This is a genomic window from Acinetobacter sp. BIGb0196, from assembly GCF_011759595.1.
In the GTDB taxonomy this organism is placed as follows: Bacteria; Pseudomonadota; Gammaproteobacteria; order Pseudomonadales; family Moraxellaceae; genus Acinetobacter; species Acinetobacter guillouiae.
This window is the reverse complement of sequence record NZ_JAAOZA010000001.1, coordinates 1,842,490-1,867,170: the sequence shown is the minus strand read 5'-3', so window position 1 is coordinate 1,867,170 and position 24,681 is coordinate 1,842,490. Positions and strand designations below refer to the sequence as shown.

General features: G+C 38.1%; 23 protein-coding genes and 1 other RNA gene. 9 read left to right on the top strand and 15 right to left on the bottom strand.

Annotated features, from left to right (window positions below; genetic code table 11):
• Positions 1–305: 305 nt before the first annotated feature.
• Both FHR28_RS08475 and FHR28_RS08470 read right to left on the bottom strand, forming a co-directional pair.
• Complete coding sequence (locus tag FHR28_RS08475; protein WP_004719760.1) at positions 306–1,157, bottom strand: 3'(2'),5'-bisphosphate nucleotidase CysQ family protein; 852 nt, start codon at positions 1,155–1,157, stop codon at positions 306–308.
• A gap of 305 nt (positions 1,158–1,462) precedes the next feature.
• Positions 1,463–1,675: a hypothetical protein gene (locus tag FHR28_RS08470; protein ID WP_166782359.1), complete on the bottom strand. Its 213-nt coding sequence runs from the start codon at positions 1,673–1,675 to the stop codon at positions 1,463–1,465.
• A gap of 234 nt (positions 1,676–1,909) precedes the next feature.
• Between FHR28_RS08470 and FHR28_RS08465 the strand changes: the two genes are divergently transcribed.
• The 6 genes from FHR28_RS08465 (at position 1,910) to FHR28_RS08440 (ending at position 7,511) form a co-directional block, all read left to right on the top strand.
• Complete coding sequence (locus FHR28_RS08465; protein WP_004719757.1) at positions 1,910–2,629, top strand: HAD-IA family hydrolase; 720 nt, start codon at positions 1,910–1,912, stop codon at positions 2,627–2,629.
• Entirely contained in the window at positions 2,613–3,053 is a 441-nt protein-coding gene (locus tag FHR28_RS08460; RefSeq protein WP_004719756.1) for an RNA-binding S4 domain-containing protein, read from the top strand. The genes FHR28_RS08465 and FHR28_RS08460 overlap by 17 nt, the downstream gene beginning before the upstream one ends.
• Positions 3,054–3,212: 159 nt before the next feature.
• A complete protein-coding gene (gene recA / locus FHR28_RS08455) occupies positions 3,213–4,256 on the top strand; it encodes a recombinase RecA (RefSeq protein ID WP_004719755.1) in 1,044 nt (347 codons plus the stop codon).
• Between the two features lie 146 nt (positions 4,257–4,402).
• Positions 4,403–5,251 carry an SDR family NAD(P)-dependent oxidoreductase gene (locus FHR28_RS08450; RefSeq protein WP_171527309.1) on the top strand — a complete coding sequence of 283 codons (849 nt, stop codon included), beginning with the start codon at positions 4,403–4,405 and terminating at the stop codon, positions 5,249–5,251.
• Between the two features lies 1 nt (position 5,252).
• Complete coding sequence (locus FHR28_RS08445) at positions 5,253–6,683, top strand: class I adenylate-forming enzyme family protein (RefSeq protein WP_166782358.1); 1,431 nt, start codon at positions 5,253–5,255, stop codon at positions 6,681–6,683.
• Between the two features lie 201 nt (positions 6,684–6,884).
• Entirely contained in the window at positions 6,885–7,511 is a 627-nt protein-coding gene (locus FHR28_RS08440) for a regulatory protein RecX (protein WP_166782357.1), read from the top strand.
• 384 nt (positions 7,512–7,895) lie between these two features.
• Here FHR28_RS08440 and ffs read toward each other — a convergent pair.
• Positions 7,896–7,992, bottom strand: an RNA gene (gene ffs, locus FHR28_RS08435) — signal recognition particle sRNA small type.
• Between the two features lie 401 nt (positions 7,993–8,393).
• Here ffs and FHR28_RS08430 point away from each other — a divergent pair.
• A complete protein-coding gene (locus FHR28_RS08430) occupies positions 8,394–9,251 on the top strand; it encodes a YbgF trimerization domain-containing protein (RefSeq protein WP_259191238.1) in 858 nt (285 codons plus the stop codon).
• A 72-nt stretch (positions 9,252–9,323) separates the two neighbouring features.
• On the opposite strand, the gene lpxA is transcribed toward FHR28_RS08430, so the two are convergent.
• From lpxA to rimO, 12 genes are all read right to left on the bottom strand, one after another.
• Positions 9,324–10,112: an acyl-ACP--UDP-N-acetylglucosamine O-acyltransferase gene (gene lpxA / locus FHR28_RS08425; protein WP_004719746.1), complete on the bottom strand. Its 789-nt coding sequence runs from the start codon at positions 10,110–10,112 to the stop codon at positions 9,324–9,326.
• A complete protein-coding gene (fabZ, locus tag FHR28_RS08420) occupies positions 10,109–10,594 on the bottom strand; it encodes a 3-hydroxyacyl-ACP dehydratase FabZ (protein WP_004719745.1) in 486 nt (161 codons plus the stop codon). The genes lpxA and fabZ overlap by 4 nt, the downstream gene beginning before the upstream one ends.
• Before the next feature lie 2 nt (positions 10,595–10,596).
• A complete protein-coding gene (lpxD, locus tag FHR28_RS08415) occupies positions 10,597–11,667 on the bottom strand; it encodes a UDP-3-O-(3-hydroxymyristoyl)glucosamine N-acyltransferase (RefSeq protein WP_166782355.1) in 1,071 nt (356 codons plus the stop codon).
• Positions 11,668–11,670: 3 nt separating this feature from the next.
• Complete coding sequence (locus tag FHR28_RS08410; protein WP_004719741.1) at positions 11,671–12,156, bottom strand: OmpH family outer membrane protein; 486 nt, start codon at positions 12,154–12,156, stop codon at positions 11,671–11,673.
• A gap of 43 nt (positions 12,157–12,199) precedes the next feature.
• Positions 12,200–14,734 carry an outer membrane protein assembly factor BamA gene (gene bamA / locus FHR28_RS08405; RefSeq protein ID WP_216076328.1) on the bottom strand — a complete coding sequence of 845 codons (2,535 nt, stop codon included), beginning with the start codon at positions 14,732–14,734 and terminating at the stop codon, positions 12,200–12,202.
• Positions 14,735–14,770: 36 nt separating this feature from the next.
• Entirely contained in the window at positions 14,771–16,126 is a 1,356-nt protein-coding gene (gene rseP, locus FHR28_RS08400) for an RIP metalloprotease RseP (protein ID WP_166782354.1), read from the bottom strand.
• A 2-nt stretch (positions 16,127–16,128) separates the two neighbouring features.
• Positions 16,129–17,325, bottom strand: a complete 1,197-nt coding sequence (gene ispC, locus FHR28_RS08395) for a 1-deoxy-D-xylulose-5-phosphate reductoisomerase (RefSeq protein ID WP_166782353.1) — start codon at positions 17,323–17,325, stop codon at positions 16,129–16,131.
• Positions 17,326–18,150: a phosphatidate cytidylyltransferase gene (locus tag FHR28_RS08390; protein ID WP_004719733.1), complete on the bottom strand. Its 825-nt coding sequence runs from the start codon at positions 18,148–18,150 to the stop codon at positions 17,326–17,328.
• On the bottom strand, positions 18,150–18,902 hold the full coding sequence (gene uppS / locus FHR28_RS08385) for a polyprenyl diphosphate synthase (protein ID WP_004719730.1): 753 nt from the start codon (positions 18,900–18,902) through the stop codon (positions 18,150–18,152). Before uppS ends, FHR28_RS08390 begins: the two co-directional genes overlap by 1 nt.
• 7 nt (positions 18,903–18,909) lie before the next feature.
• Positions 18,910–19,464, bottom strand: coding sequence for a ribosome recycling factor (gene frr, locus FHR28_RS08380; protein WP_166782352.1), 555 nt, complete (start codon positions 19,462–19,464; stop codon positions 18,910–18,912).
• A 125-nt stretch (positions 19,465–19,589) separates the two neighbouring features.
• Positions 19,590–20,318, bottom strand: coding sequence for a UMP kinase (gene pyrH / locus FHR28_RS08375; protein ID WP_004719725.1), 729 nt, complete (start codon positions 20,316–20,318; stop codon positions 19,590–19,592).
• A 65-nt stretch (positions 20,319–20,383) separates the two neighbouring features.
• A complete protein-coding gene (gene rimO, locus FHR28_RS08370) occupies positions 20,384–21,727 on the bottom strand; it encodes a 30S ribosomal protein S12 methylthiotransferase RimO (protein ID WP_004719723.1) in 1,344 nt (447 codons plus the stop codon).
• Positions 21,728–22,090: 363 nt separating this feature from the next.
• Between rimO and glnL the strand changes: the two genes are divergently transcribed.
• On the top strand, positions 22,091–23,197 hold the full coding sequence (gene glnL, locus FHR28_RS08365; RefSeq protein WP_034613940.1) for a nitrogen regulation protein NR(II): 1,107 nt from the start codon (positions 22,091–22,093) through the stop codon (positions 23,195–23,197).
• Positions 23,187–24,671 (top strand): nitrogen regulation protein NR(I), encoded by a 1,485-nt coding sequence (gene glnG, locus FHR28_RS08360; protein ID WP_004719719.1) that lies wholly within the window; start codon positions 23,187–23,189, stop codon positions 24,669–24,671. The genes glnL and glnG overlap by 11 nt, the downstream gene beginning before the upstream one ends.
• Positions 24,672–24,681: the final 10 nt, after the last annotated feature.

Below are 24,681 nucleotides of genomic sequence, written 5' to 3'. Positions count from 1 at the left end.
TAACATTTCATAAATGGCTTGCGTTGTAGGTTAAAATTGAGCAGGCAAGGCATGAAACGAAGAGAATAGCGAGACTATTTTCGAGTTTCATAACGGAGGCTGAGATAATTTTAGCCACAACCCTTCGGGACTAGCGTGTTTTTTGCCGCTACGTCGTTACGAACTACTCATTTAGAATGACTAAATTTCGTATTTCGTTCCTAGTATCGCCTAAAAAACACACGTAGTCGCAAACATAGACGAATTGTCAACAGACCCTAATATCAAAGTGTTAAATTATCTATAAAATGCATATGTATATCAGATTAAAAGCTCACATTGCTTAATGCTTCTAAAGCAATTTCTTTATTTTCGACATTCCGAAATGCGATAAATCCATCATTTAACACGGTATCACGTTGATTATAGGTAAATGGTACCGCAGCTAAACTCAGTAATCCTCCACCAATACTTTCCAATAATCCTTGTCCTGCACTGGTATCCCACTCAGAGGTAGGATGGAATCTTGGATAAATATCAATTTCGCCTTCAAGCATCATACAAAACTTATAGGCACTGCCCGCCTCGCGTCTAATGACAGGTGACTCTTGTTCAATATAATCAATATATTGCTGATACTTTGGATTTTTACTGCTATGGCTTAGTCCAATTTGAATTGCATCTTCTTCTACAGCTTTAAACTTGCAATAACGTTCCCAAGTACGATGAATAAAGCAATATTTATAAGGCAATTCTGTTAAATATCCCAAATACATCACTTGCTCTGTCGGTACAGCAATGATTGAAAATATGGTTTGGTGGTTGTGAATTAGACTTAAATTAATCGTAAATTCATCACGTTCATGAATAAATTCTTTAGTTCCATCCAAAGGATCCAGCATCCAACAGATATTCCATGTATGTCGTTGAGAATAATCGCTCTCTTCTGATAGCACTGGAATTTCAGGGGTGATTTTCGCCAGTTGTTCTATTAAATAGGCATTCACTTTTAAGTCAGCTTGGGTAACAGGTGACTGATCATCCTTTTTATCAATATTAAACGCATTTCCAGCACAATAATTTTGGTATTCCTCGAGCAAGATCTGACTTGCAGATGCCAAAACTGGAACTAATTTTAAAATTTGTTCATCTTGTGGTGCTTGAGTGGTAATAAACATTGATCCGACCTGTAGGATGTCTGATTTTTGTCCACAAGCCTACCATTTTTTTATGTTGAGTGCATGAAAACAATAGCTTTTAACTAATAAATATCCTGAGATTAGATATGCTTTTTGAACACGATATAGACTTCTAAATTTTCATTTGATTTAGATTAAGTCCAAATCTATTCAACCTATTTAAAATTTTATCCAATGAAATCCATTTTAATATGGATGAATTAACCAATAACATATTGTTTTCATTAATTGTATTTATAGAATTAATCACAACTTTAAAATTCAGACTTCAGATGCTTTGAATTTTAATCGTTGTTTTGTTTATGAATATTTTTTAAATCAGGTCTATGTTCATGTATATTTTTTTGCAGTTCAAAAATATGACTGAGCGCTTTGCCGATAAGCAAAATATTTTGCCGATTTTCTAATTCTGGTGCTTCTTGGATTTTTACTGAAATATTATCTAATAGCATCGCTGCTTGATGTAATTCAGAATTCATCGTATCTAATACGTTCATTTAAGCCTCATTCATATCGTTTGGATCTAAGTGTTATAGCATTTAGATTTAATGCTTTAAATTATAATATATGTAGTTGGATCAAATTTTGAGAGCAAAGCTAAGCGATTAGTGATGAATAAAAGAAATCCGTAAATGGCAAGTTTTCCAGCCCATCATCTCACATTTATTTTATTAAAATTTACACACTCATAGAGTCTTTGTTAAACTTTAAAAAACTTTGGAGTTCCTTGAATGCAAAAACCGATCATCTTTTTTGACATGGACGGTACACTCCTTGATTTAGCTTTTGATGATCTGATCTGGAACACAAAACTCCCTGAACGGCATGCAGAAACCCATCAATGTAGTTTAGAGCACAGTCAAAACATTCTAAATGCATTTTATCAACAACATAATCATACCCTCTGCTGGTATTCTTCAAAATATTGGTCTGAAAAAGTTGGGGTTGATGTCCTACAATTACAATATGATTTTAAAGATAAAATCACCCCAAGAACGGGCTGTTTTGAATTATTAAAACAATTAAAAGTACAAGGTTATCGTTGTTGGTTACTGACCAATGCAGATTGTGCTGGCTTAAAACTTAAACTTGAAAATGTTGATCTCAGCCCTTATTTTGAAGTAATGATCAGTAGTGAAGAAATTGGCTATTCCAAAGAGTTTATTGAGTTTTGGCAAATCCTGCAGCAAAAGCATCCATTTGACCCACAAAATGCATGTTTTGTGGATGACACCATCCCAGTATTAAAAGGTGCTGAAAAGTTTGGTATAGCACACTTAATCACGATTACTCAACCTTCCAGTGGTCGTGCTGCGCGTCATCAATTAGAATTGGAATACCCTGCAATCAATCATTTAACTGAGCTTTTACCTTTACTGAAAAACGTAGCGTTAGCAAATTTACAGTCAACAGATTTAGAACATAAGGATGTCGATGTCAAAACAGCCTGAGAAACAACAACTTGAAACAATGCGTGTAGACAAATGGCTTTGGGCTGCACGTTTTTTTAAAACACGCTCTATTGCCAAAGATGCAATCGAGGGTGGTAAAGTTCATCATAATAATGAACGTGTTAAAGTCTCAAAAGAGATTCGTGTTGGAATGGAGCTCACCATACAACAAGGTTTTGATCGTAAAACGGTAGTGATTAAAGCACTCTCCGTTGTTCGTGGCGGCGCACCGATTGCCCAACAACTTTATGAAGAAACTGAGGTGAGTGTGGCACGTAGAGAGTTGATTTCATCCCAAAGAAAATTGCATAATCTAGCGCGCCCTGATCATCGACCAAGTAAAAAAGATCGACGACAAATTAGCAAATTTAAACAAGAAAATGATCAACAATTTGACCAATCTTGGTCCTATGATGATGACTGAATTCGTTTAGGTTGGGTACGACATCTTATGTCGTACTAATGTTTTTTAATATAGAACCATTTTTTATTTTCTGTCACTATTACTGCCGTGGACGAAAGATCAAATTTAATGACATCCACTTAAGATATTAGTGATATTACATCGTTTGAGGTTTACGAGATGGATGATAACAAAAGCAAGGCACTGAATGCGGCACTGAGCCAAATTGAGAAACAATTTGGTAAAAACACAGTGATGCGCTTAGGTGATAACACTGTTCAAGCGGTTGAAGCGGTCTCTACAGGCTCTTTAACACTTGATATTGCATTGGGTATTGGGGGCTTACCAAAAGGTCGTATCGTTGAAATTTACGGTCCTGAATCTTCTGGTAAAACGACAATGACGCTACAAGCCATTGCACAATGCCAAAAAGCAGGTGGAACATGTGCCTTTATTGATGCGGAACATGCTTTAGATCCACAATATGCACGTAAACTTGGGGTAGATATAGACAACCTTTTAGTTTCACAGCCAGATAATGGTGAGCAAGCACTTGAAATCGCAGATATGTTGGTTCGTTCAGGTGCAGTCGATATGATCGTTGTCGATTCGGTAGCAGCGTTAACCCCTAAAGCCGAAATTGAAGGCGAAATGGGTGACTCTCACATGGGTCTACAAGCACGTTTGATGAGCCAAGCTTTACGTAAAATCACAGGTAATGCCAAGCGCTCAAACTGTATGGTTATCTTCATTAACCAGATTCGTATGAAAATTGGGGTGATGTTTGGTAGCCCTGAAACCACAACTGGTGGTAACGCATTGAAGTTCTATGCTTCTGTACGTTTAGATATTCGTCGTATTGGACAAGTTAAAGAAGGCGATGAAATTGTAGGTTCTGAAACCAAAGTCAAAGTTGTGAAAAACAAAATGGCGCCTCCTTTCCGTGAAGCACTTTTCCAAATTATGTATGGTAAAGGTGTAAATCACTTAGGTGAATTGGTTGATCTTGCAGTTGGACAAGAACTTGTACAAAAAGCAGGTGCTTGGTACTCATATCAAGGCGACAAAATCGGTCAAGGTAAAAACAATGTCATTCGACATTTAGAGGAAAACCCTCAATTGGCTCAAGAACTTGATCGTATGATTCGTGAAAAGCTTTTGACTACTGCTAATGCCGCACCAGCAGAAGAGAAAGAAGAAGAGCCTGACTTTTTAGATGTTTAAATTCAAACTTTATTTTTAAGTATATCAAGCACCTTTCGAGGTGCTTTTTTATGCTTAAAACCAAATTAAACAACAGTCGTTTTGATTTAATATAAATTTCAGTTATAACTAAGCTAAAGCCGTATGAATCAGATTCTTTCATTATTATGTATAAAAAAATCAGAACAATCACTGAATTTTTATTTTTTCGAGCTCCACGAATTCAAAAAAATAAACTCAAACAACACTTTCAAAATAAAACCATTTTAATTACAGGGGCAAGTTTTGGGATTGGTGAAGCATGTGCAAGGCTGTTATCTAATACACAATGCACGCTTGTGCTGATTGCACGTAGCACAGATAAGCTTATACAACTCAAAAGTGAATTAGAATCTTATTCATGCCATATTGAAATCATCTGCGCAGATTTATATCAATCCGATGCCGCAGAAGATATTTTTCAAAGCCTAAAAGCACGCAATATTCAGATTGATGTATTGGTCCATAATGCAGGAAAATCAATTCAGCGCTCTGTTTGGGATAGCTTGGATCGCCCACAGGATATCAATCGAACCATTGCGATTAACTATATCAACCCTGCCCAACTCACCCGTTTATTGTTAGCTGATTTAAAACACAATCAAGGACAAATTATTGTGGTTTCAACCATCAATGCCAAACTATTTGCCCCGCCATTTTGGTCAACCTATCAAGCTTCGAAAACCGCAATGCAACAGTGGATTCTTGCCATTCAACCAGAATTGGCGGTTCATGAAGTACACGCAGGCTTAGTCTACTTGCCCTTAGTTCGTACACGAATGATTTTACCCACCAAACAATATCAGCAAATGCCAGCGATGCAAGCAAAAGACGCTGCTCAAGCGATTCTTACATGCCTAATTTATCGTAAACGACAATGGCAACCTTGGTGGTTAGGGCTTGCACAGATTGGTTCAATATTGTTGATCACACCGATTTATTATTTCTATAAACATTTACTCAAGCGAAAGTTATAAGATGAAATGGATCTTTTGGTTAAGATGGTGCATAAGTTTATGCTATAGCACTATTCAACATGGTATTCATTTATATAGTATTTTAGATTCACAGACACGTATTCAAAAAGATAAAACAGCATTTATTATTGATGATCGTCAAATTAGCTTTTTAGAATTAAAATGTAGAACTGACCAACTTATTTGTGAATGGCAAAAAACACATAAGCAAAAGCAACTTCCGCAACAGATTGGTTTAATGATGCAACAAGACCTAGATAGCTTGGCGGCCTTGTTTGCACTGAGCCGTTTAGGTAAAGATATCATTATCGTTAACCCCAGCCTCGTACAGCATAAACTTCAAGCTTTAATTGACCAGAAACAACTGCATCTTATTGGCGGTTTAGATACATTCACTCAACTCAATATCCAAAATTTTACGCTTATTCCTCCACCAAGTAGTCAGCAGAAATTTCGTATAAAACCGACTTATTTTAATAAAATAAGTGTCTGTTCTTCTGGTTCAACAGGAATTCCTAAAGTTGCGACAAGGCAATCTAAACCACTACAAAGTTTACCTTTGTTAGACCTCATGCTCAGGAAACTAAAATTTTTTAAAATTAAGCAAATTTTTGTGATGACACCACTCTGCCATGCGGCAGGTTTAACTGCGAGTTTGATGGCGCTGAGCTTTCATAAAACTGTGATTTTGCAAAAACGTTTTGATCCGCAATCAGCCAAGCAACTGATTAAACACCATCAAATTGATTGTTTAAACTTAGTGCCCACTATTTTATACCGTTTAATTGAACTGAACGCTCCTCTGTGCTCAGTTCAATACATCATTACAGGTAGCGCGCCTTTAAGTGCGAATTTAGTCAAACACGCCCTACAGCACTATCCTCAGATACAACTGTTCAATCTCTATGGCAGCTCTGAAAGTGGAATTAACCTCTTGGCAACAACAGCTGATTTAAAACGAAATCCTGAAAGTATTGGAAAAGCTATTCAAGGTGTACAAATTAAAATTGTCGATTCTACGGGTCAGCCTTTAGAAAATGGCAATATCGGTATCTTATGGAGCAAATGTGCTTGGTCAATTACACCGAATCAATGGCTACAGTGCGGTGATTTAGCCGTACAAGATGCTGAAGGTTATTATTATTTAAAAGGTCGCTCTGATGATATGTTAATTTGCGGTGGAGTAAATGTTTACCCGATTGATTTGGAAAATATTTTATATACCCATAGCGCAATCAAATTTGCACGCGCTTATGCTATAGATGATGCTGATCTTGGACAATGCTTGGCAGTAGACATTATTCTCAATCAGGTACTCAATATTAAAGAATTACAATTATGGATTAGCGGCCAAACTCCACGCTACCTTCGTCCTAAATCAATTCGAATCATTGATCGAATAGAAACGGACAGTATCGGTAAACCAGTTTAGACGTTATTAAGCTCCGACATGAAGTGTTTTAAATCAAAATTTAAATCCTGATATCTGCTTATCTTCCCCTTTATACTCCCTTATATCCTCTGATATTTAGGAGAAAGAAAATTCATCCGTATAGCATTTGCACTGTTAAAAAAGTGAATTAAAGCTAAACTAGCGTTTATCTCTGAAATAAATAGATTGTTATCAATAGCTATGAGCCAAGCAAAATTTCCCAAATTGTTAGATTACCAAAAACTCAAACAGCAATTTGGTGAACAAGAAACAACAGCGTATCAGCATTCTACATCTCAACCTACAGAACCTGAGTCTGGCATTGCAAATGATGAACACGCCTTTAATGCGGAAAATGATCTTGCACCCAAACCACAGGGCTTAACCGGTACACGTTTGCGTTCTTATGCTTTTGCGGTGTTGACTCGAAAAGAATATTCCAAAGCTGATCTGATTGAAAAGCTGATGGCCTATGCGCAAAGCCGTGAGGAAGTTTTAACTTTAGTTGATGAGTTGTCAGCGAATAACTATCAAAGTGACCAACGTGTGGCAGAAATGACTGTGCGTAGCCAAGTCCGTAGAGGTAAGGGCCCGAATCGAATCAAACTGGCTTTACGTGCCAAACAACTGGATAAAGCCTTAGTACAAGAGGATATTGCAGAAATTGATTGGTATGAACAAGCCTATCAATTGAAAGTTAAAAAATATGGTACAGAGGTCAGTAAAGATCCAAAAATTAAAGCCAAACAAATTCGCTTTTTACAATATCGTGGTTTTGAAATGGATGCGATTATGAAAGCAATTTCAAAAAAACCAAGTGATGATTGATGATGGCTAGTCGATACAATTCAAGATCAACTTTTCATTAATAGGTAGGGTTAGAATCTTAGGTTGAAAATCTATTGATAGAATTCCCTCCTCACTTTTGATTTCTTATAAATTCTAAGCAGATCCAATATCTTTTAGCGCTGTACAAGCTATCATTTCATTCATCGATAAAACTATAAGCGTGTTTTCAATATAAGCTCAATAAGAGTGATAGATCTTTAGTCACGACTAAAAAATGATGGTTGAATTAAATCAGATGGTCTAAAGATTGAGAATATAAAATTTTCAGAAATTAAATAGCAAAGATGTTTTTAAAATGCAGGATATAAATCGAATGGATATATTGAGTTATTATTATTCGTAGATTTAGAAATCTGGTGGCAGCCCTACTAGCAAAATCTCGGCACATCGTATTTCTGATACCGTTGCTACCTTCCGGTCCTGGCGGGGTTTTCAGAGTACAATTGCGAAACCACCAGCAGGGCTACCATTGCAAGAACAGAGTATAGAGATTTTTAATTTTCTTTCAAGCCTAACATTGTGATTTTCTCAAGTTATTCATTCGTTTGCTTATTTCATCATCAATATGGTTAATTTTTAACAGAAATTCTAACTTTTCCTTTGAATACTTCATTGAACTTATCAAGCATCAGAAAATATGCGACTGAAATTTATATCAGCTCCACTTCATCTATTAAAGGCATCATTTCATAGATTGCAGGCGTTAAAATACAAAAAAGCTTCATATTGCATTAGAATTAGCTGAAGATTGTAAAAGCATCTTGCAATTCCGTCCCTAGCCGTTTTTAATGATAACAATTATTGATTTTCAAATAGCCCATATCAGTGTATTTGAAAAATTTTGACTTTGATGGATTTTAAATTATGCTAAAAAAGCATGCCCTGTTTTCTATTGCTTTACTCAGTTCAGCATCTTTATATGCAATCCCTATAGAATCTCGTGGATTAAGTGATATTGCATCATCTCGAAATGATGTAGCAAATTCACCAGCACCCATTGCTGGAAATATGAATTGGGATTTAATACAAAAGAATCAACAATTAGAAAATCAAATTCGTGAATTACGTGGCAAGATTGAAGAACAAGATCATGCCATTGATCAACTAAACAAAGAACTCACCAACCGCTATACCGATTTAGATCAGCGTCTTGAACTGCTCAATCAGAAACTTGAACCTGAAAGCAATCAACCAGAACAAGCACCTGCTGAAAATGCACCTGTCGATAGTTCAACCGCAACCGATCAAACAACCACTGCAAGCAAAGCTACAACGAATAGCACGGCACCAACAACGGCTCAAAATCCAGCAACACCAGCCAACAGTAGCAACAATACCAGTGATCCTGTTGCACTGGAAAAAGCAGCTTATACCATTGCTTTAGATGCTTATAAAAAAGGCGGTGCAAAACAAGCCATCGCCCCAATGCAAAACTTTATTAAAAACTATCCAAACAGCATTTATACTGGAAATGCTTATTTTTGGTTAGCTGAATTTCAATTGGCAATTGATCCACCAAATTACAATGAAGCTAAGAAAAACTATGAAATCGTGGCAGCTAAATTTCCAAACTCCTCTAAAGCACCGCGTGCTTTATACCAACTTTATAGTATTGCCAAAGATGTCAACAAGAACACACAAACAGCAAATGTCTATAAAAGCAAACTGTTAAGCACCTATCCTAAATCAGAAGAAGCAGGTTTTTTCAAAAAAGGTTAATCCGCTTATTCACAATTTAAACAATAAAAAAATGCCTCAATAGAGGCATTTTTTTATTGAAATCTTTAACAATTAACGCACGATACCGCGCTTAGATTCTAATACTGAATCAATCAATAACTGGACTTCTTCAACTTCTGGAAGGATCTCTTGACGAATTTTTTCAATGGCTTGTTCAGTGGTTAAATTCTCTTTATAGATCAATTTAAACGACTCTCTTAAGCCTTGAATCACATTCTTAGACCAGCCTTTACGACGCATCCCTTCAACATTCATACCATAAGCATGCGCAGGATTACCTGAAACCATGACATAAGCAGGAACATCTTTAAGAATCAGTGATGCGCCACCAATCATACTATAAGAATCAATCTTACAGAATTGATGGATACCTGAATTCCCGCCCACAATGACGAAATCGCCAATGTGAACATGGCCAGCGATGCCGACATTATTTGCAAAAATATTGTTATTTCCAATCAAACAATCATGTGCAATATGCGTATTCACCATCAATAGGTTATTGCTTCCTATTTTGGTTAGGCCTCGATCTTGAACAGTGCCACGGTGTAAGCTGCAATGTTCACGGATTTTATTGTTGTCGCCAATTTCTAACCAAGTTTCTTCACCTTGGTATTTTAAATCTTGACAAATTTCACCTACACTTGCGAATTGGAAAATATCGTTATTTTCACCAATACGTGTATAGCCTCCAATCACAACATGTGAGTGAAGTTTGGTACCAGCACCAATCGTCACTTGCGGACCAATAATACAATATGGTCCAATTTGGACATCTGGTGCTATCACTGCAGAAGAGTCAATAATAGCGGTTGGGTGGATTAAGTCGTTATTGCTCATGCCTGCTCTAATTTCTGATGAGAAATGATAATTTCAGCGGTTGCTGCTACCACGCCGTCAACACTGGCAGTACATAAATACTTGTAAATGCCACGTTTTTGCATGAGTAATTCAGATTTTAGCACGAGTTGGTCGCCTGGTACGACTTGTTTTTTAAATCGTATTTTTTCAGCACCTGCAAATAAGAACAAAGAACCTGGTCTTGGTTTTTCATTATTCATGATAAAACCGAGCACACCAGAAACTTGTGCCATCGCCTCAACGATCAAAACACCTGGCATAATTGGATAGCCAGGGAAATGACCCTGCATAAATTCTTCATTAATTGAAACGTTTTTGTATCCTACAATCCCATTCTCTGTAACTTCAGTTACACGATCGACAAGCAAAAATGGATAACGATGTGGCAAATACTCGCGAATCGTTTGGGTTTGCATTGGTAATTCAGGAACCGTAAAAGGTAGAGATTTAGACTCAGTCATAATTATTTACGCGACTTTAAAGTTGATTCAATGGACTCAATTTGAGCCTGCATATGATCTATTTGTTTCACCAGTTTGGTCAATGGCACATCTGCTAATTGTCTTAAGCGCACAACCGTCCTTTTCCAATGATTTGTTTCAAATTGTCCAGTACCTGAAGAATAAGAACCCGCTTCAGAAATACTTTTTGTGACTATTGACATTCCAGTAATTGTGACATTATCCGTGATTTTTATATGCCCTACGATACCAACAGCACCTGCAAGAACACAGTTTTTGCCAATAATCGTACTGCCTGCAATACCACACTTGGCTGCGATGGCAGTATTCTCGCCAATCTGCACGTTATGGGCGATTTGCACAAGATTATCAATAATGACACCATCATGAATGATTGTATCGTCCAAAGCACCACGATCAATACTACAATTTGAGCCTATACGCACATCATTTCCGATACATACAGAACCCAATTGAGCTATACGATTCCACTTTCCTTGATAAGGTGCAAAACCGAAGCCCTCTCCACCAATTGCAGTATTGGAATGAATCCGAACACGATCTGCGATTTTTGTTTGGCCTGTAATGGTCACATGAGAATCGACAAAACCATCTTTCCCAATTTCAACGCCATCATCAATTTTGCTGTGCGATTGGATAATTGTATTTGCACCGACCACACAATCATCACCAATCACAACATAATGACCAATATAAGCATCATCTGCAATAATTGCTGAAGGAGAGATTTGCGCAGTACTTTCAATACCCCGTTTGCTTACTTTAACTTCAAATTGATGGGTTAAAATTGCAAAGGCAAGATAGGGATTGCGGACAACAATAAAATTTTGGCAATTTGTAAGCTGTTCTTTTAACTCTGCCGTGACGATCAAAGCACCGGCTTTAGAGTTTTGAGCTTCATTCAAGTATTTGTCGTTATTTACAAAAGAAATATGATTGGATTGCGCATGTTCTAAACTTGCAAGCCCATCTAAAACAAAATTGGGTTGACCAATTAGCTCACCTTGTACAAGCTGAGCTAATTCATCGAGATGAAAACGATTTGATTTCATTGATTATTTAATTGCATTAACCTTTTGGATCATTTTAGCAGTTAAATCACTCTTTGCGTCATAAGCAAGTGCTGAATTTTTATTCAAAACAAAGTCTAATCCACCTTCTTGGCGCAATTGTTCAGCAACTTGCTTTACACGAGCCTCAAAAGTTGCATTAGTGTTTTGAATTGTACTTTGTACTTTCGCCTGAACACCTTGCTGAATCGTTTGGAATTCATTCACTTTTGCTTGGTATTGCGCATTAATTTGTTGAACATTTGCACCTTGAGCCTGTGCTTTTTGTTTCAATGCTTCAATATCTTTGGTGATTTGTTCAAGCTTCGTGGTTTGCGGCTTAACCGATTGTTCTAAACTTGCATTCTGTTGCTTTAAGTAGGTGCTACTTTCTACAACTTTTTCTAGATCAACTACACCAAAACCTGCCGCTTGAACCAATCCAGCAAAACCCAAACCTAGGCCCATAATGGCCATTTTCATTGTTTTCATCATTGTTCCTTATATTAAGTTAAATCTCGTAAAAAGATCGTACTTAGAAAGTACGACCAATCTCGAATTGAATATTTTTAGTTTCATCGCCTGGTTTGTCATTCAATGGGAATGCATAACTCAACGAAAGTGGACCAATCATGGTAATCCATGTAAAGCCTACACCCACACTATAGCGCATGTTACCAAAGTCAAAATCGTAGTTATCTCTACAGTACTTTTTAGCATTAACACCTTGATCAGCGTCCCCACCCTCTAAATACAATGTGCCAGTAGCAGTACTACAATTTGTATCAAAGACTTGAGCACCTTCAGCAAAGATCACAGGACGGATTTGACGTGCCCAATCACCTTTAAATGGAACAGGTAAAGCCAATTCGGTACCGAATTGTATTAAAGCATTACCACCAACTTCTTCAGGATCATAATCCTTTGTATGACTTTCATTGTAAGTCACACCAGGATATTTTGGACCCAATGTACTGTTATCATAACCACGAACTGAACCAAAGCCACCTGCATAGAAGTTTTTATAGAATGGTAAATCATTACCATAACCCAACTTACCATAGCCACGTAATACGAAATCACGCCCCAATGGGAAATAAGTCTGTGTATCATAGGTGACTTTTTGATATTCGACATCACTACCTGGCAATGCGATTTCAGCATTAACACGATGTGATGTACCCTTTGTTGGGAATATCGGACGGTTTAGTGTGTTATATGACCAACCTAAATTTAAATTATAAGTTAAGTACTTACCTTCAAACTCGTTATCAAAGGGCACCCATTGATCATCATTTGGTCCACAAGTTGAAACATTTTCATTATCATCAGGTTTATAATCTTTCAACAATGCGGTTGGGCAATAACGTCCTTGACCACCTTTCGCTTTACCACCATTTGCTAATAAATAATCACGTACATAGGTTGAAACATAAGCACCTGTTGTTACTTTAGTTTGATCAACATTTAGACCTGCACTAATATTTTGGTTTTCATCAATTGGATAACCAAACGTAACACCACCACCAATACTGTCCGTTACATAGTTGTTAACGTTATAATCATCATTTAACTTAGTTTTACGATAATACATGTTATAACCGCGGCTGACTCCATCAATAGTAAAGTATGGGTCAGTGACACTTAAGTTATAATAATCTTGGGTTTCTGAGCGAGATAAATCGATAGCAACACGATTACCTGTGCCCATAAAGTTGGTTTGACTTAAACCCGCCTGGAATGTGATACCACCATTCTGAGAATAACCCACTGCCAATGTACTGGTACCAGAGTGCTGTTCTTCAACGTCAATATTCAAGTCCATTTGATCTGGCAAGTTCGGTACACGAACAGGTTTAACATCAACTTTACTAAAGAAACCAGTACGCTCTAAACGAACTTTAGACAAGTCAATTTTTTCATTACTCGCTAAAGCGCCTTCCATTTGGCGCATTTCACGACGTAACACTTCATCTGCAGTTTTGGTATTACCGGTAAAGTTAATACGACGCACAGTCACTTGTTGACCAGGATTAATATAGTAATTTAAGTCAACAATATGGGTTTCATTATTGATTTCAGGGACTACATTTACTTCTGCATAGTAGTAACCTGCATTACCATATTTACGGAGTAGTAACTGCTTTACAGCATTGACTTTTTCTTGAGAATACGTTGTGCCATCTTTATAGATTTGCAACGCTTGTAGATCTTCAGTCTTATAAAGAGCATCACCTAAAAATTTAGTTTCACCAAATTTAAATTGCTCACCTTCATTCACTGAAACTTCAATAAAGATATGTTTTTTATCTTCACTGAGATTTAGATTTGAACTGTTAATATCAAAATTGATATAACCTTTATTGAGATATAGCGCACGTAATGATTCTAAACTTGCTGACATTTTTTCACGTGCATAACGGTCATTTCGAGAAATAACCGATAACCAGCCACTCTCTTTTACCGCAAACGCTTGTTTAATGTCGTCTTCTTTAAATACCGTATTACCGATAATATTGATATCAAAGACTTTTGCAGGTTTACCTTCATTAAAATTGATATTCAATTCAACACGGTTATTTGGTTGAGCAACTTGGTCAACTTTAATATCTGCATCATAACGACCTTGTTGAGCATATTGCTGCTCTAACTCAGTTTCTAAAGTTTGTAAGGCAGATTTTTTAAGCACCTCGCCTTCGGCCAAGCCCATTTTCTTTAAACCATCCGCCAAAGCTTCTTTGGGAATCAGTTTATTGCCTTTAAAATTAATTTTTGAAATTACTGGACGCTCAATCACTTTAAACACCAAGACACCGTCTTGGTTCGATGCTTGTATATCATCAAAAAGATTTGAAGCATACAAAGCACGAATTGAATCCGCAATTGCAGGATCATTGACACGGTCACCACTATTTATTGGTAAAAGTGCAAGAACATTTTGTTGCGTTAAACGAACCAAGCCATCCACACGGATATCACGTGCAATGAACTCATCTGCCGCTTGTACTTGCTGTACAGCTGCCATCGCACTAACGAGCGCTAATGGCATAAATAAATGTGAGTGCTGCATGCCTATTATTTTCCAGTAAGTTAATCCACAATTGCGTTATAAACGCATAAAATCATTAAATATTGCAAGAAGCATCATGCTACCAAGCAGTACCATACCAATTTTTAACCCAACCAATTGTATTTGTTCAGAAACAGGCTTACCACGAATTGCTTCAATAATGTAATAAACCAAATGACCGCCATCTAACATCGGAATAGGCAATAAATTTAAAATCCCCAAACTCACACTCATCAAAGCCATAAATGAAATGAATGTCTGCCACCCCATTTCAGCACTTTGACCGGCGACTTTTGCAATAGTAATTGGACCCGACAAATTATCTAAGCCAATTAAACCACGCACCATCTTCACCATCGAATTCAAAATCATTGCTGAAAGTTGCCCAGTCTTTTCAACAGCAACAACAAAAGCTTCAGCAGGATTATATTGAATTGTTTGTTTATATTCAGTAGGAATTGTTAGTTTATCAGTCTGTGCTTGCACACCTAACATACCTGTTACATTTCCCATATTGTCACGTTTACCTTGCGGCATTACTTGTAAATGTACAATCTGCCCTTGGCGTAACACATCAACTTTAAGTAACTTTTCAGGTGATTTTTGTACCACATCTACCACATCAAACCAATCTTTCATTTTCACTTGATTGATTGAAATGATATGATCACCTTCTTTCATCCCTTGACGAATAGCAGCGCCATCACTACTTAACTTATAAACAGTTGCAGGAATCTGTGGACGATATGGGGTAAAACCCAATACATCAAATGGTGACTGACTTTGGTCTTTTAAGAAATTCTTGATCGGTAAAGCAAAACCCTGCGGCTGACCATTACGCTCAACTTGAACATCGATATGACCTGTTTCACCAACACGGTCAACGATGGCATAGTTGAGTTTCTCCCAAGTGCTGACATCGGTTCCATCTACAGCAACAATTTTATCGCCAATCTGCATTTGAGCTGTTGCAGCAGGAGTATTGGGTAGAATTGCACCAACACGAGTATTTAATTGCTCTTGTGCAGGAAGAAATAGAATCCAGAACAGGACTATTGCAAAAATCAAATTGATCAATGGACCTGCAGCAACAATCGCAATACGCTTCCATGGTGGCTGACGGTTAAATGCTAACGGCAAATCTTCCGCACTGACATTCCCCTCACGCTCATCCAACATTTTGACATAACCACCCAGTGGTAATGCTGAAAGTTGATATTGGATGCCTGATTTTTTCGATGTCCACTTCAACAAAGTTGGACCAAAACCAATCGAATAGACCAGTACTTTTACACCGAGTTTACGTGCAACCCAATAATGTCCAAATTCATGAATCGCAATCAGCGGACCAAGTAAGAATATGGCAGCAACAATGATAAATAGAACACTCATGATCAGCTTCCCAATTGTGTAATGCGTTGTGAAGCAACTTGGCGCGCAAGTTGATCTGTCTGCAAAATCGTGTCAATCGAATCTGCCAAACCATTTTGAACGTGATTTAAGGTATGTTCAACCACTTGTGAAATTTCTAAAAATGCAATTTTTTGCTGTAAAAAAGCACTCACAGCAATTTCATTAGCAGCATTGAGAATAGACGGTGCCAATCCACCCGCCTGCATAGCATTTCGAGCCAGTTTAAGCGATGGAAAACGCGTAATATCTGGCGCTTGAAAATCGAGTTGTGAATGGACAAATAAATCCAGAGGCGGGACATGAGTTTGAATCCGCTCAGGCCATGCAAGTGCATGCGCAATCGGCGTACACATATCAGGATTACCCATTTGAGCCAAAGTTGAACCATCCACATATTGAACCATTGAATGAATGATACTTTGTGGATGAACAACAACTGTAACAAATTGTTCTTTAATTGAAAATAAATGACATGCTTCGATCAATTCTAAACCTTTATTCATCAGGGTTGCAGAATCTACCGAGATTTTTTGTCCCATCGACCAATTTGGATGTTTACAGGCTTGTGCAGGTGTTACAGTTTTTAATTGTTCTAAGCTAAAATTTAAAAATGGGCCGCCTGAAGCAGTCAACAAAACTTGCTTGACCCCCAATTGAGGATCACCATTGGATTGAATCTGTAAATAATTTTGAGGAAGACATTGAAAAATAGCATTATGTTCAGAGTCGACAGGCAGTAACAAAGCATGATGATCTTTAGCTGCTTGAAGCATAATATCGCCAGACATCACCAAGGCTTCTTTGTTGGCAAGCAAAACGCGCTTACCTGCTTTCACTGCGGCTAAAGTAGGCAACAATCCTGCTGCACCAACAATTGCTGCCATCACTACATCTACATCAGGATGTTCCGATACGGTGATAAGCCCTGCTTCATCTGTGAGGATTTCGATATCAAAAATATGATGTATAGCAAGTAGCTGTTGTAACTCATCTACTTTATCCGATGGTACAACAACACATTTCGGTCGATATTGTTTGCATATTTCACTGAGTTCTTTGATTCGACTAAATCCAGTCACTGCAAAAACTGAATACTGGTCCGAATGCTGTTGTAAAATTTTTAAAGTACTGCGTCCAATAGAACCTGTAACACCTAATATACAAACAGATTGTGACATCTATAAATCTACACCAATAAGTTTTAAAACATACATGCCAGCTGCAAAAAACGGAGCCGCAGCAAGCAATGAATCTATACGATCAAGCACCCCACCATGTCCTGGAAGGATACGACCTGAGTCTTTAATTCCTGCACGACGTTTAATCATAGATTCAAACAAGTCGCCAAGCACAGAGCTAAACACAGTCACAATAGACAAAACTAGGAAAAGAATATGTTGTGGAAGCGTTAAATGTAGATAAATCGATTGAACCACAATGATCACAATCGCAACAGTGACAATCCCACCAATTAAGCCTTCGATTGATTTGTTTGGACTCACATCTGGCGCAAGTTTACGCTTACCAAATTTACGCCCAACAAAATATGCACCACTGTCCGCGCCCCAAACCAACAGGAACAGATACATCAACCACCAAGGTGAGCTTTTCCAAACTTCAAAAATAGCGGTAACTGCGGCACTGATTAGAACCAAGCCAACAATATTTAAAGTGATATTGTACCAGCCATCGTATTCAGGATAATGTTTTACCCAATACAGACTACACAACCAAGTGAGAATAGAGGCACTCCAAAGAATAAGCGCCAAATCATTAAAATATAATGCTAACCCTGAAAAAAAAGCGGTCAATACACCGAATCCAGCAGCTTTAATTTTCTTCACATGGTCAGATTCATGTGGCATGAGTTTAAACCACTCATAACCTGCTGCCCCAGCTGCGATAATCATTAACACTAACATTGGATATTGAGATTTTGTTGCAAACATACAACTCAGTACAACTGCCACCAATACCAATGCGGTTATAATCCGCTCTAACATTATAAATTCTCTATATGTTCTTGTTGAATTTGTTCAGAGGTTTTTCCGAAACGTCTTTCACGCCCTGAAAAAATATTGAACGCATGATCCAACTCTTGCACTGTAAATTCTGGCCATAATGTCTCAGTAAAATATAACTCAGCGTATGCAGCCTGCCACAGTAAGAAATTAGACAGTCGGTAATCACCGCCTGTACGAATCAATAAATCCACGGGTGGCAAATCCCCCAAACTTATTTGTTGTGCAAATAACTCAGTATTGATTTGATTCACATCAATTTGTTGATCTTTAACCTGTTGCGCAAGTTTACGTGCAGTATCTGCGATATCCCACATACCACCATAACTAATTGCAATTGTTAAAGTCATGTTACTGAACTTAGCAGTCCTTTGTTCAGCATGCAACATTAATTCACGTAGCTCTGGAGAAAGCCGACTACGATCACCAATAAATCTCAACGAAATTTCGAATTTTTCCATCCGTGGAATTTGCTCATGAATTGTGTCTTCCAACAATTTCATTAACAAATCAACTTCATACTGTGGTCGATTCCAGTTTTCACTTGAAAAAGCAAACACAGTAAGCGCCTGAACGCCAACTTTACGACAATGCTCTACAATCGGATCTAGGACATTTTTACCTTCACGGTGTCCATCACCTTTTTGCAGTTGTTTCTTTTTTGCAAAACGATTGTTGCCATCCATGATGATGGCAACATGTTTTGGAAGATGGTTGTCTTCAGATGTGGTCATTTAAATCTTAGACCTTCATCAATTCAGCTTCTTTCGCAGCAAGACGTTTGTCCACTTCAGCAACAAATTTATCGGTAATTTTTTGGATATCATCACCTGCACGACGCTCATCATCTTCAGAAATTTCCTTATCTTTTAATAATGATTTGATATCGCCTAAAACATCACGACGAATATTACGAATCGCAACTTTGGCATTTTCTGCTTCGTTACGTGCAACTTTCTGCATATCTTTACGTGTTTCTTCTGTTAAAGCTGCCATTGGCACACGAATCGCATCAGCAGTTACTGGGTTTAAGCCCAAATCTGATTCACGGATTGCTTTATCAATTGCAGAAACCATTGAACGTTCAAATGGTTGCACCAACAAAGTACGTGAATCTTCAATACCCACGTTAGCCACTTGGTTTAACGGCACGTCAGAACCATAGTAAGGAACCATAACTCCATTTAGGATCGATGGATGCGCACGACCTGTACGAACCTTTGCAAAACCATGTTCCAAAGACTCCAATGACTTATTCATACGGTCTTCTGCGTCTTTTTTAAGATCGTTAATCATATGATCTTCCTTACTTATTTATCTAAATGTGTATGGGGTCTAATGACATTTCATAAACAGGCGAAGTGTCAATACACCCTAATCTAAAATTGCAGTAGTATAAAGAGCTTTACTACCCACGTACATTAGTTTGTAACGTGAGTGCCCTCTTTTTCGCCCATTACCACAGAAAGCAAAGCACCAGACTTGTTCATATCAAATACTTGAAGTGGCACATTGTGATCGCGGCATAAGCAAATTGCAGTTAAATCCATGACACCAAGTTTCTCATCTAAAACTTCATCAAAACTTAAATGGTCATATTTAACAGCATCATCATATTTGCTTGGGTCTTTATTGTAGACACCATCAACTTTAGTGGCTTTTAAAATAAGATTTGCTTCAATTTCAATACCACGTAAGCACGCTGCAGTATCCGTTGTAAAGAATGGATTACCTGTTCCTGCAACAAATACACACACCTCACCTTGAGTTAAGTGGCGAATTGCATCACGGCTTGAATAGGCTTCAACTACTGCACCAATCGGCAATGCTGACATTAAACGGGTTTTGATGTTACGGCGAACCAAAGCATCACGTAATGCCAAACCATTCATTACTGTGGCAAGCATACCCATTTGGTCACCCGTTACACGACCAACCAAACCATCTTTTTGCAATTGACTACCACGGTATAAGTTACCACCACCCACCACGATACCCACTTGCACACCCAAACCAACCAAGTGAGCAATAGATAAAGACATTTGATCTAAGACTTGGGCATCAATCCCCATGTCTTTATTACCCGCAAGCGCTTCACCCGAAAGTTTCAGCAAAATTCGCTCATAGCGCGGCTTTTTAGAATCTAACATCACAAAACTCCAATACTTATATCTACAATTTTATTCGTATTTAATCAAATCAAAATCGGCAACACTTAAGCTGATTTAACGCGAATCAACTTGGCAAATAAATCGTATTCATCTGCATCTGTAATTTCGACTTCAAGTAAATCACCAGCTTTTATCACTGACTTATCAATATCTTCAACAAAAACATTACCATCAATCTCAGGTGCATCTGCATAAGAACGTGCAACTGCGACTGGGAATTCTTCTTCAAGATCATCCACTAAAACCGTCATGGTTTGGCCAATACGACTTTGCAGTTTTTCAGCAGAAATCGCTTGTTGAACTTCCATAAAACGTTCATAGCGTTGTTGCTTAATTTCTTCAGGCACATGATCAGGCAAATCGTTGGCTGTTGCACCTTCTACAGGTGAGTAGGTAAAGCAACCTACACGATCAAGTTTCGCCTCTTGTAACCAGTCCAATAACATTTGAAAATCTTCTTCAGTTTCACCTGGAAAACCCACGACAAATGTTGAACGAATAACCAATTCAGGACATTTTTCACGCCATAATTTTAGACGTTCCAAGGTGTTTTCACTATGAGCTGGTCGCTTCATCAATTTTAAGATGCGCGGACTGGCGTGTTGAAAAGGAATGTCTAGATACGGAAGAATTTTACCCTGTGCCATTAAGTCAATAACCGCATCCACATGTGGATATGGATAAACATAATGTAATCGCACCCAAATCCCTAACTGACCAAGCGCTTCGCACATGTCATAGAATTTGGTTTTAACAGGCTGACCATTCCAGAAATCAAGCTTATATTTGGTATCTACACCATAAGCGGAGGTGTCTTGAGAAATCACCAAGACTTCTTTTACACCCGCTTTTTTTAACGCCTGTGCTTCATTTAATACAGAGCCAACAGGACGTGACACAAGATCACCACGCATGCTTGGAATAATGCAGAATGTGCAACGATGGTTACAGCCTTCTGATATTTTTAAATAAGCATAATGTTTAGGTGTTAAACGAATACCTTGTTCAGGTACAAGATCTACAAAAGGATTGTGTTTCGGTGGTTCTGGAACATACTGATGGACAGCTTCCATCACATCTTGATACGCCGCCGCACCTGTCACTTTTAAGACATTTGGATGCATCTGGCGAATTTTATCTTCATCTTTACCCAAACAGCCTGTGACAATCACACGACCATTGGCGCTCATGGCTTCACCAATTGCGTCTAAAGACTCTTGTACTGCAGATTCAATAAAACCACAGGTGTTCACAACAACTAAATCAGCACCTTCATAATCTGATGCAACATCATAACCTTCAGTCTTTAACTGCGTTAAAATGCGTTCAGAATCTACCAATGCCTTAGGACAACCTAAAGATACAAAACCGACTTTGGGGGACTTCATGAATCTGCGCTCCACTATAATCCGCGTATTGTATGACTTTTCAAGAGATAAAAACAGGTGGAAACTGCACTCTTTGTATAATGCACCAAAATACATCCAATCAAATAATTAAATTACTACAATGCACCATTTTGGAACAATATAATGATAGCGTAATATGAATGCAGGTTTTTACACTTGAATAAAGCGCAGTAAATGCGCAATTTTTATCATTCATGTAAGAAAACTGCGCAGTATTTAAAAGTTGGCGTGCATCTTGCTTTATATCAGGACGATTTAACCGATTCAATCACCCATGTTCGGGAAAATAGAAAACGAGGTGCAGATGCCATTGCGCTATTTAAAGACAGGAAAGCTCTGCTAATGGATCAATACCCAACAATTGATTATAGATTGCTTGTGGATAATTTAACCACTGCAATTCTTTTGGTCGATTGTAATTTAAATATTTTTTATCTTAATTCATCATGCGAAGCATTGTTTGATATTAGCTTGCTTCGTGCGGCAGGTCAGCCAGTGATTAATATTTTACATGCACCAAATGATAGCTTTAATACCTTGGAAGCATTAAACAACTCAATAAAAACAGGTCAAGCCTATACACGCCGTGAAGCGATTATCAATGTTAACTTTAAAGACATGCATGTTGATTATTCCGTGTCGCAGTTAAATACAGGAAGACCCTATCACCCATTACTATTAATTGAATTAAATCCGATTGATCGGATGCTTAAAATTTCTAAAGAAGAAAACCTGATTCAACAACACCAAGTTGCACGTCAACTGATTCGAGGTGTTGCACATGAAATCAAAAACCCATTAGGTGGAATTCGTGGTGCAACTCAACTGCTTGCTCGTAGTTTAAATGATCCACAATATGCGGAGTTCACCGATATTATTATCAGTGAAGTCGATCGTTTAAGAAACCTTGCTGATACTATGCTGGGTTCACGTCAGCTCCCGAGCTACGAACTGGTCAACGTGCATGAACCGCTTGAACGTGTTCGCTCTTTAATTGTAAATCAAACCAAGAAAAAAATTAAAATCACACGAGACTATGACCTTTCATTGCCTGATGTCAAAGCAGATCGCGATCAACTGATTCAAGTGATGCTCAATATTAGTGTCAATGCGGTACAGGCGATGACTGAGAATCGTGAGTTTTTTATTGATCATCAACCTGAACTGATGTTGCGTACACGCATTCAACGTTTGGTGACGATTAATGGCGTACTGAATAAATCAGCCATTCGTATTGATATTGAAGACAATGGCCCTGGTGTTCCTGAAGAAATTTTAGAATCCGTGTTTTATCCGCTTGTGACTGGCCGTGCCAAAGGAACAGGTCTTGGCTTAAGCATCGCACAAAATATCATGCATCAACACAACGGAATGATTGAATGCCAATCCGTTCCTGGAAAAACAGTATTTAGCTTATATCTACCTTGGGAGTCTAACCATGTCGCATAATAAAATTTGGGTGATCGATGACGACCGTGCTATGCGTTGGGTCTTGGAAAAAACATTTAAAGAAGAAGGCTTCGATGTCACCAGTTTTGAAGAAGCACAATCTGCTTTAGATCAGCTTCCAAGCAATGCGCCAGATGTCATTCTCACTGATATTCGTATGCCCGGCATTGATGGTTTAACCTTCCTAGGAAAAGTCAAAGGAAGTTATCCTGATCTGCCTGTGATTATTATGACAGCACACTCAGATTTAGAATCTGCAGTATCGAGCTATCAAACAGGTGCTTTTGAATATCTACCAAAACCTTTTGATATTGATGAAGCACTTGCGTTGGTGAATCGTGCCATTTTGCACATCAACAAGCTGCAACAACAAGAATCTGCCAAAGTCACCCCAATTCAATCTACTGAGATTATTGGTGAATCCCCTGCAATGCAGGAAGTTTTCCGCGCCATTGGACGTCTATCTCAATCGCATATTACCGTATTGATCAACGGGGAGTCTGGAACAGGTAAAGAGTTAGTTGCGCATGCTTTACATCGCCACTCACCAAGAAGCAGTAAACCATTTATTGCTTTAAACATGGCCGCTATTCCAAAAGATTTGATTGAAACTGAATTATTTGGTCATGAAAAAGGCGCATTTACTGGTGCCAATACTCAACGCCAAGGTCGTTTTGAACAAGCCAATGGTGGAACCTTATTCTTAGATGAAATTGGTGATATGCCATTTGAAACACAAACACGTCTACTCCGTGTTTTGGCAGATGGTGAATTTTATCGTGTTGGTGGTCATATTCCAGTTCGTGTTGATGTTCGTATCGTGGCAGCAACACATCAAGATTTAGAGAAATTGGTCAATGATGGCCGTTTCCGTGAAGACTTATATCATCGCTTAAATGTCATTCGTATTCATATTCCTAAACTTGCTCATCGTTCTGAAGATATTCCGATGTTGGCGCAACACTTCTTGGCACGCGCGGGTAAAGAACTCGGGGTTAGTCCAAAAATTTTACGCCCAGAAACGCAAGAGTATATTCAAAAACTGCCTTGGCCAGGCAACGTACGTCAACTAGAGAATACCTGCCGCTGGTTAACTGTGATGATCACAGGCCGTGAAGTTTATCCAGAAGACTTACCGTCAGAATTAAAACAAATTCCAATCAATAAATCTGATGATCAAGGTCAAGCGCAAGCTGGTATCGACCGTGTTGCATTACATCATTGGGATGAGTTACTGGCGCAATGGGCGATTCAAAAGCTTAAAAATGGTGAAATGAAAATTTTAGACATTGCCACCCCAATGTTTGAACGTACTTTGATCATCGCAGCACTTCAACAAACCCGTGGTCGTAAACGTCATGCTGCTGAACTCTTAGGTTGGGGGCGTAACACTTTAACCCGCAAACTCAAAGAATTAGGCATGGATTCTGCTGAAGATGATGAAGAGGAAGACAAAACTGTTTTAGCCGAATAATAAGCCATTC

Excerpts from the sequence above, each read along its gene's own strand:
- FHR28_RS08475 (WP_004719760.1), bottom strand. The coding sequence starts at position 1,157 with ATGTTTATTACCACTCAAGCACCACAAGATGAACAAATTTTAAAATTA.
- FHR28_RS08470 (WP_166782359.1), bottom strand. The coding sequence starts at position 1,675 with ATGAACGTATTAGATACGATGAATTCTGAATTACATCAAGCAGCGATG.
- FHR28_RS08465 (WP_004719757.1), top strand. The coding sequence starts at position 1,910 with ATGCAAAAACCGATCATCTTTTTTGACATGGACGGTACACTCCTTGAT.
- FHR28_RS08460 (WP_004719756.1), top strand. The coding sequence starts at position 2,613 with ATGTCAAAACAGCCTGAGAAACAACAACTTGAAACAATGCGTGTAGAC.
- recA (WP_004719755.1), top strand. The coding sequence starts at position 3,213 with ATGGATGATAACAAAAGCAAGGCACTGAATGCGGCACTGAGCCAAATT.
- FHR28_RS08450 (WP_171527309.1), top strand. The coding sequence starts at position 4,403 with ATGTATAAAAAAATCAGAACAATCACTGAATTTTTATTTTTTCGAGCT.
- FHR28_RS08445 (WP_166782358.1), top strand. The coding sequence starts at position 5,253 with ATGAAATGGATCTTTTGGTTAAGATGGTGCATAAGTTTATGCTATAGC.
- FHR28_RS08440 (WP_166782357.1), top strand. The coding sequence starts at position 6,885 with ATGAGCCAAGCAAAATTTCCCAAATTGTTAGATTACCAAAAACTCAAA.
- lpxA (WP_004719746.1), bottom strand. The coding sequence starts at position 10,112 with ATGAGCAATAACGACTTAATCCACCCAACCGCTATTATTGACTCTTCT.
- fabZ (WP_004719745.1), bottom strand. The coding sequence starts at position 10,594 with ATGACTGAGTCTAAATCTCTACCTTTTACGGTTCCTGAATTACCAATG.
- lpxD (WP_166782355.1), bottom strand. The coding sequence starts at position 11,667 with ATGAAATCAAATCGTTTTCATCTCGATGAATTAGCTCAGCTTGTACAA.
- FHR28_RS08410 (WP_004719741.1), bottom strand. The coding sequence starts at position 12,156 with ATGAAAACAATGAAAATGGCCATTATGGGCCTAGGTTTGGGTTTTGCT.
- bamA (WP_216076328.1), bottom strand. The coding sequence starts at position 14,734 with ATGCAGCACTCACATTTATTTATGCCATTAGCGCTCGTTAGTGCGATG.
- rseP (WP_166782354.1), bottom strand. The coding sequence starts at position 16,126 with ATGAGTGTTCTATTTATCATTGTTGCTGCCATATTCTTACTTGGTCCG.
- ispC (WP_166782353.1), bottom strand. The coding sequence starts at position 17,325 with ATGTCACAATCTGTTTGTATATTAGGTGTTACAGGTTCTATTGGACGC.
- FHR28_RS08390 (WP_004719733.1), bottom strand. The coding sequence starts at position 18,150 with ATGTTAGAGCGGATTATAACCGCATTGGTATTGGTGGCAGTTGTACTG.
- uppS (WP_004719730.1), bottom strand. The coding sequence starts at position 18,902 with ATGACCACATCTGAAGACAACCATCTTCCAAAACATGTTGCCATCATC.
- frr (WP_166782352.1), bottom strand. The coding sequence starts at position 19,464 with ATGATTAACGATCTTAAAAAAGACGCAGAAGACCGTATGAATAAGTCA.
- pyrH (WP_004719725.1), bottom strand. The coding sequence starts at position 20,318 with ATGTTAGATTCTAAAAAGCCGCGCTATGAGCGAATTTTGCTGAAACTT.
- rimO (WP_004719723.1), bottom strand. The coding sequence starts at position 21,727 with ATGAAGTCCCCCAAAGTCGGTTTTGTATCTTTAGGTTGTCCTAAGGCA.
- glnL (WP_034613940.1), top strand. The coding sequence starts at position 22,091 with ATGGATCAATACCCAACAATTGATTATAGATTGCTTGTGGATAATTTA.
- glnG (WP_004719719.1), top strand. The coding sequence starts at position 23,187 with ATGTCGCATAATAAAATTTGGGTGATCGATGACGACCGTGCTATGCGT.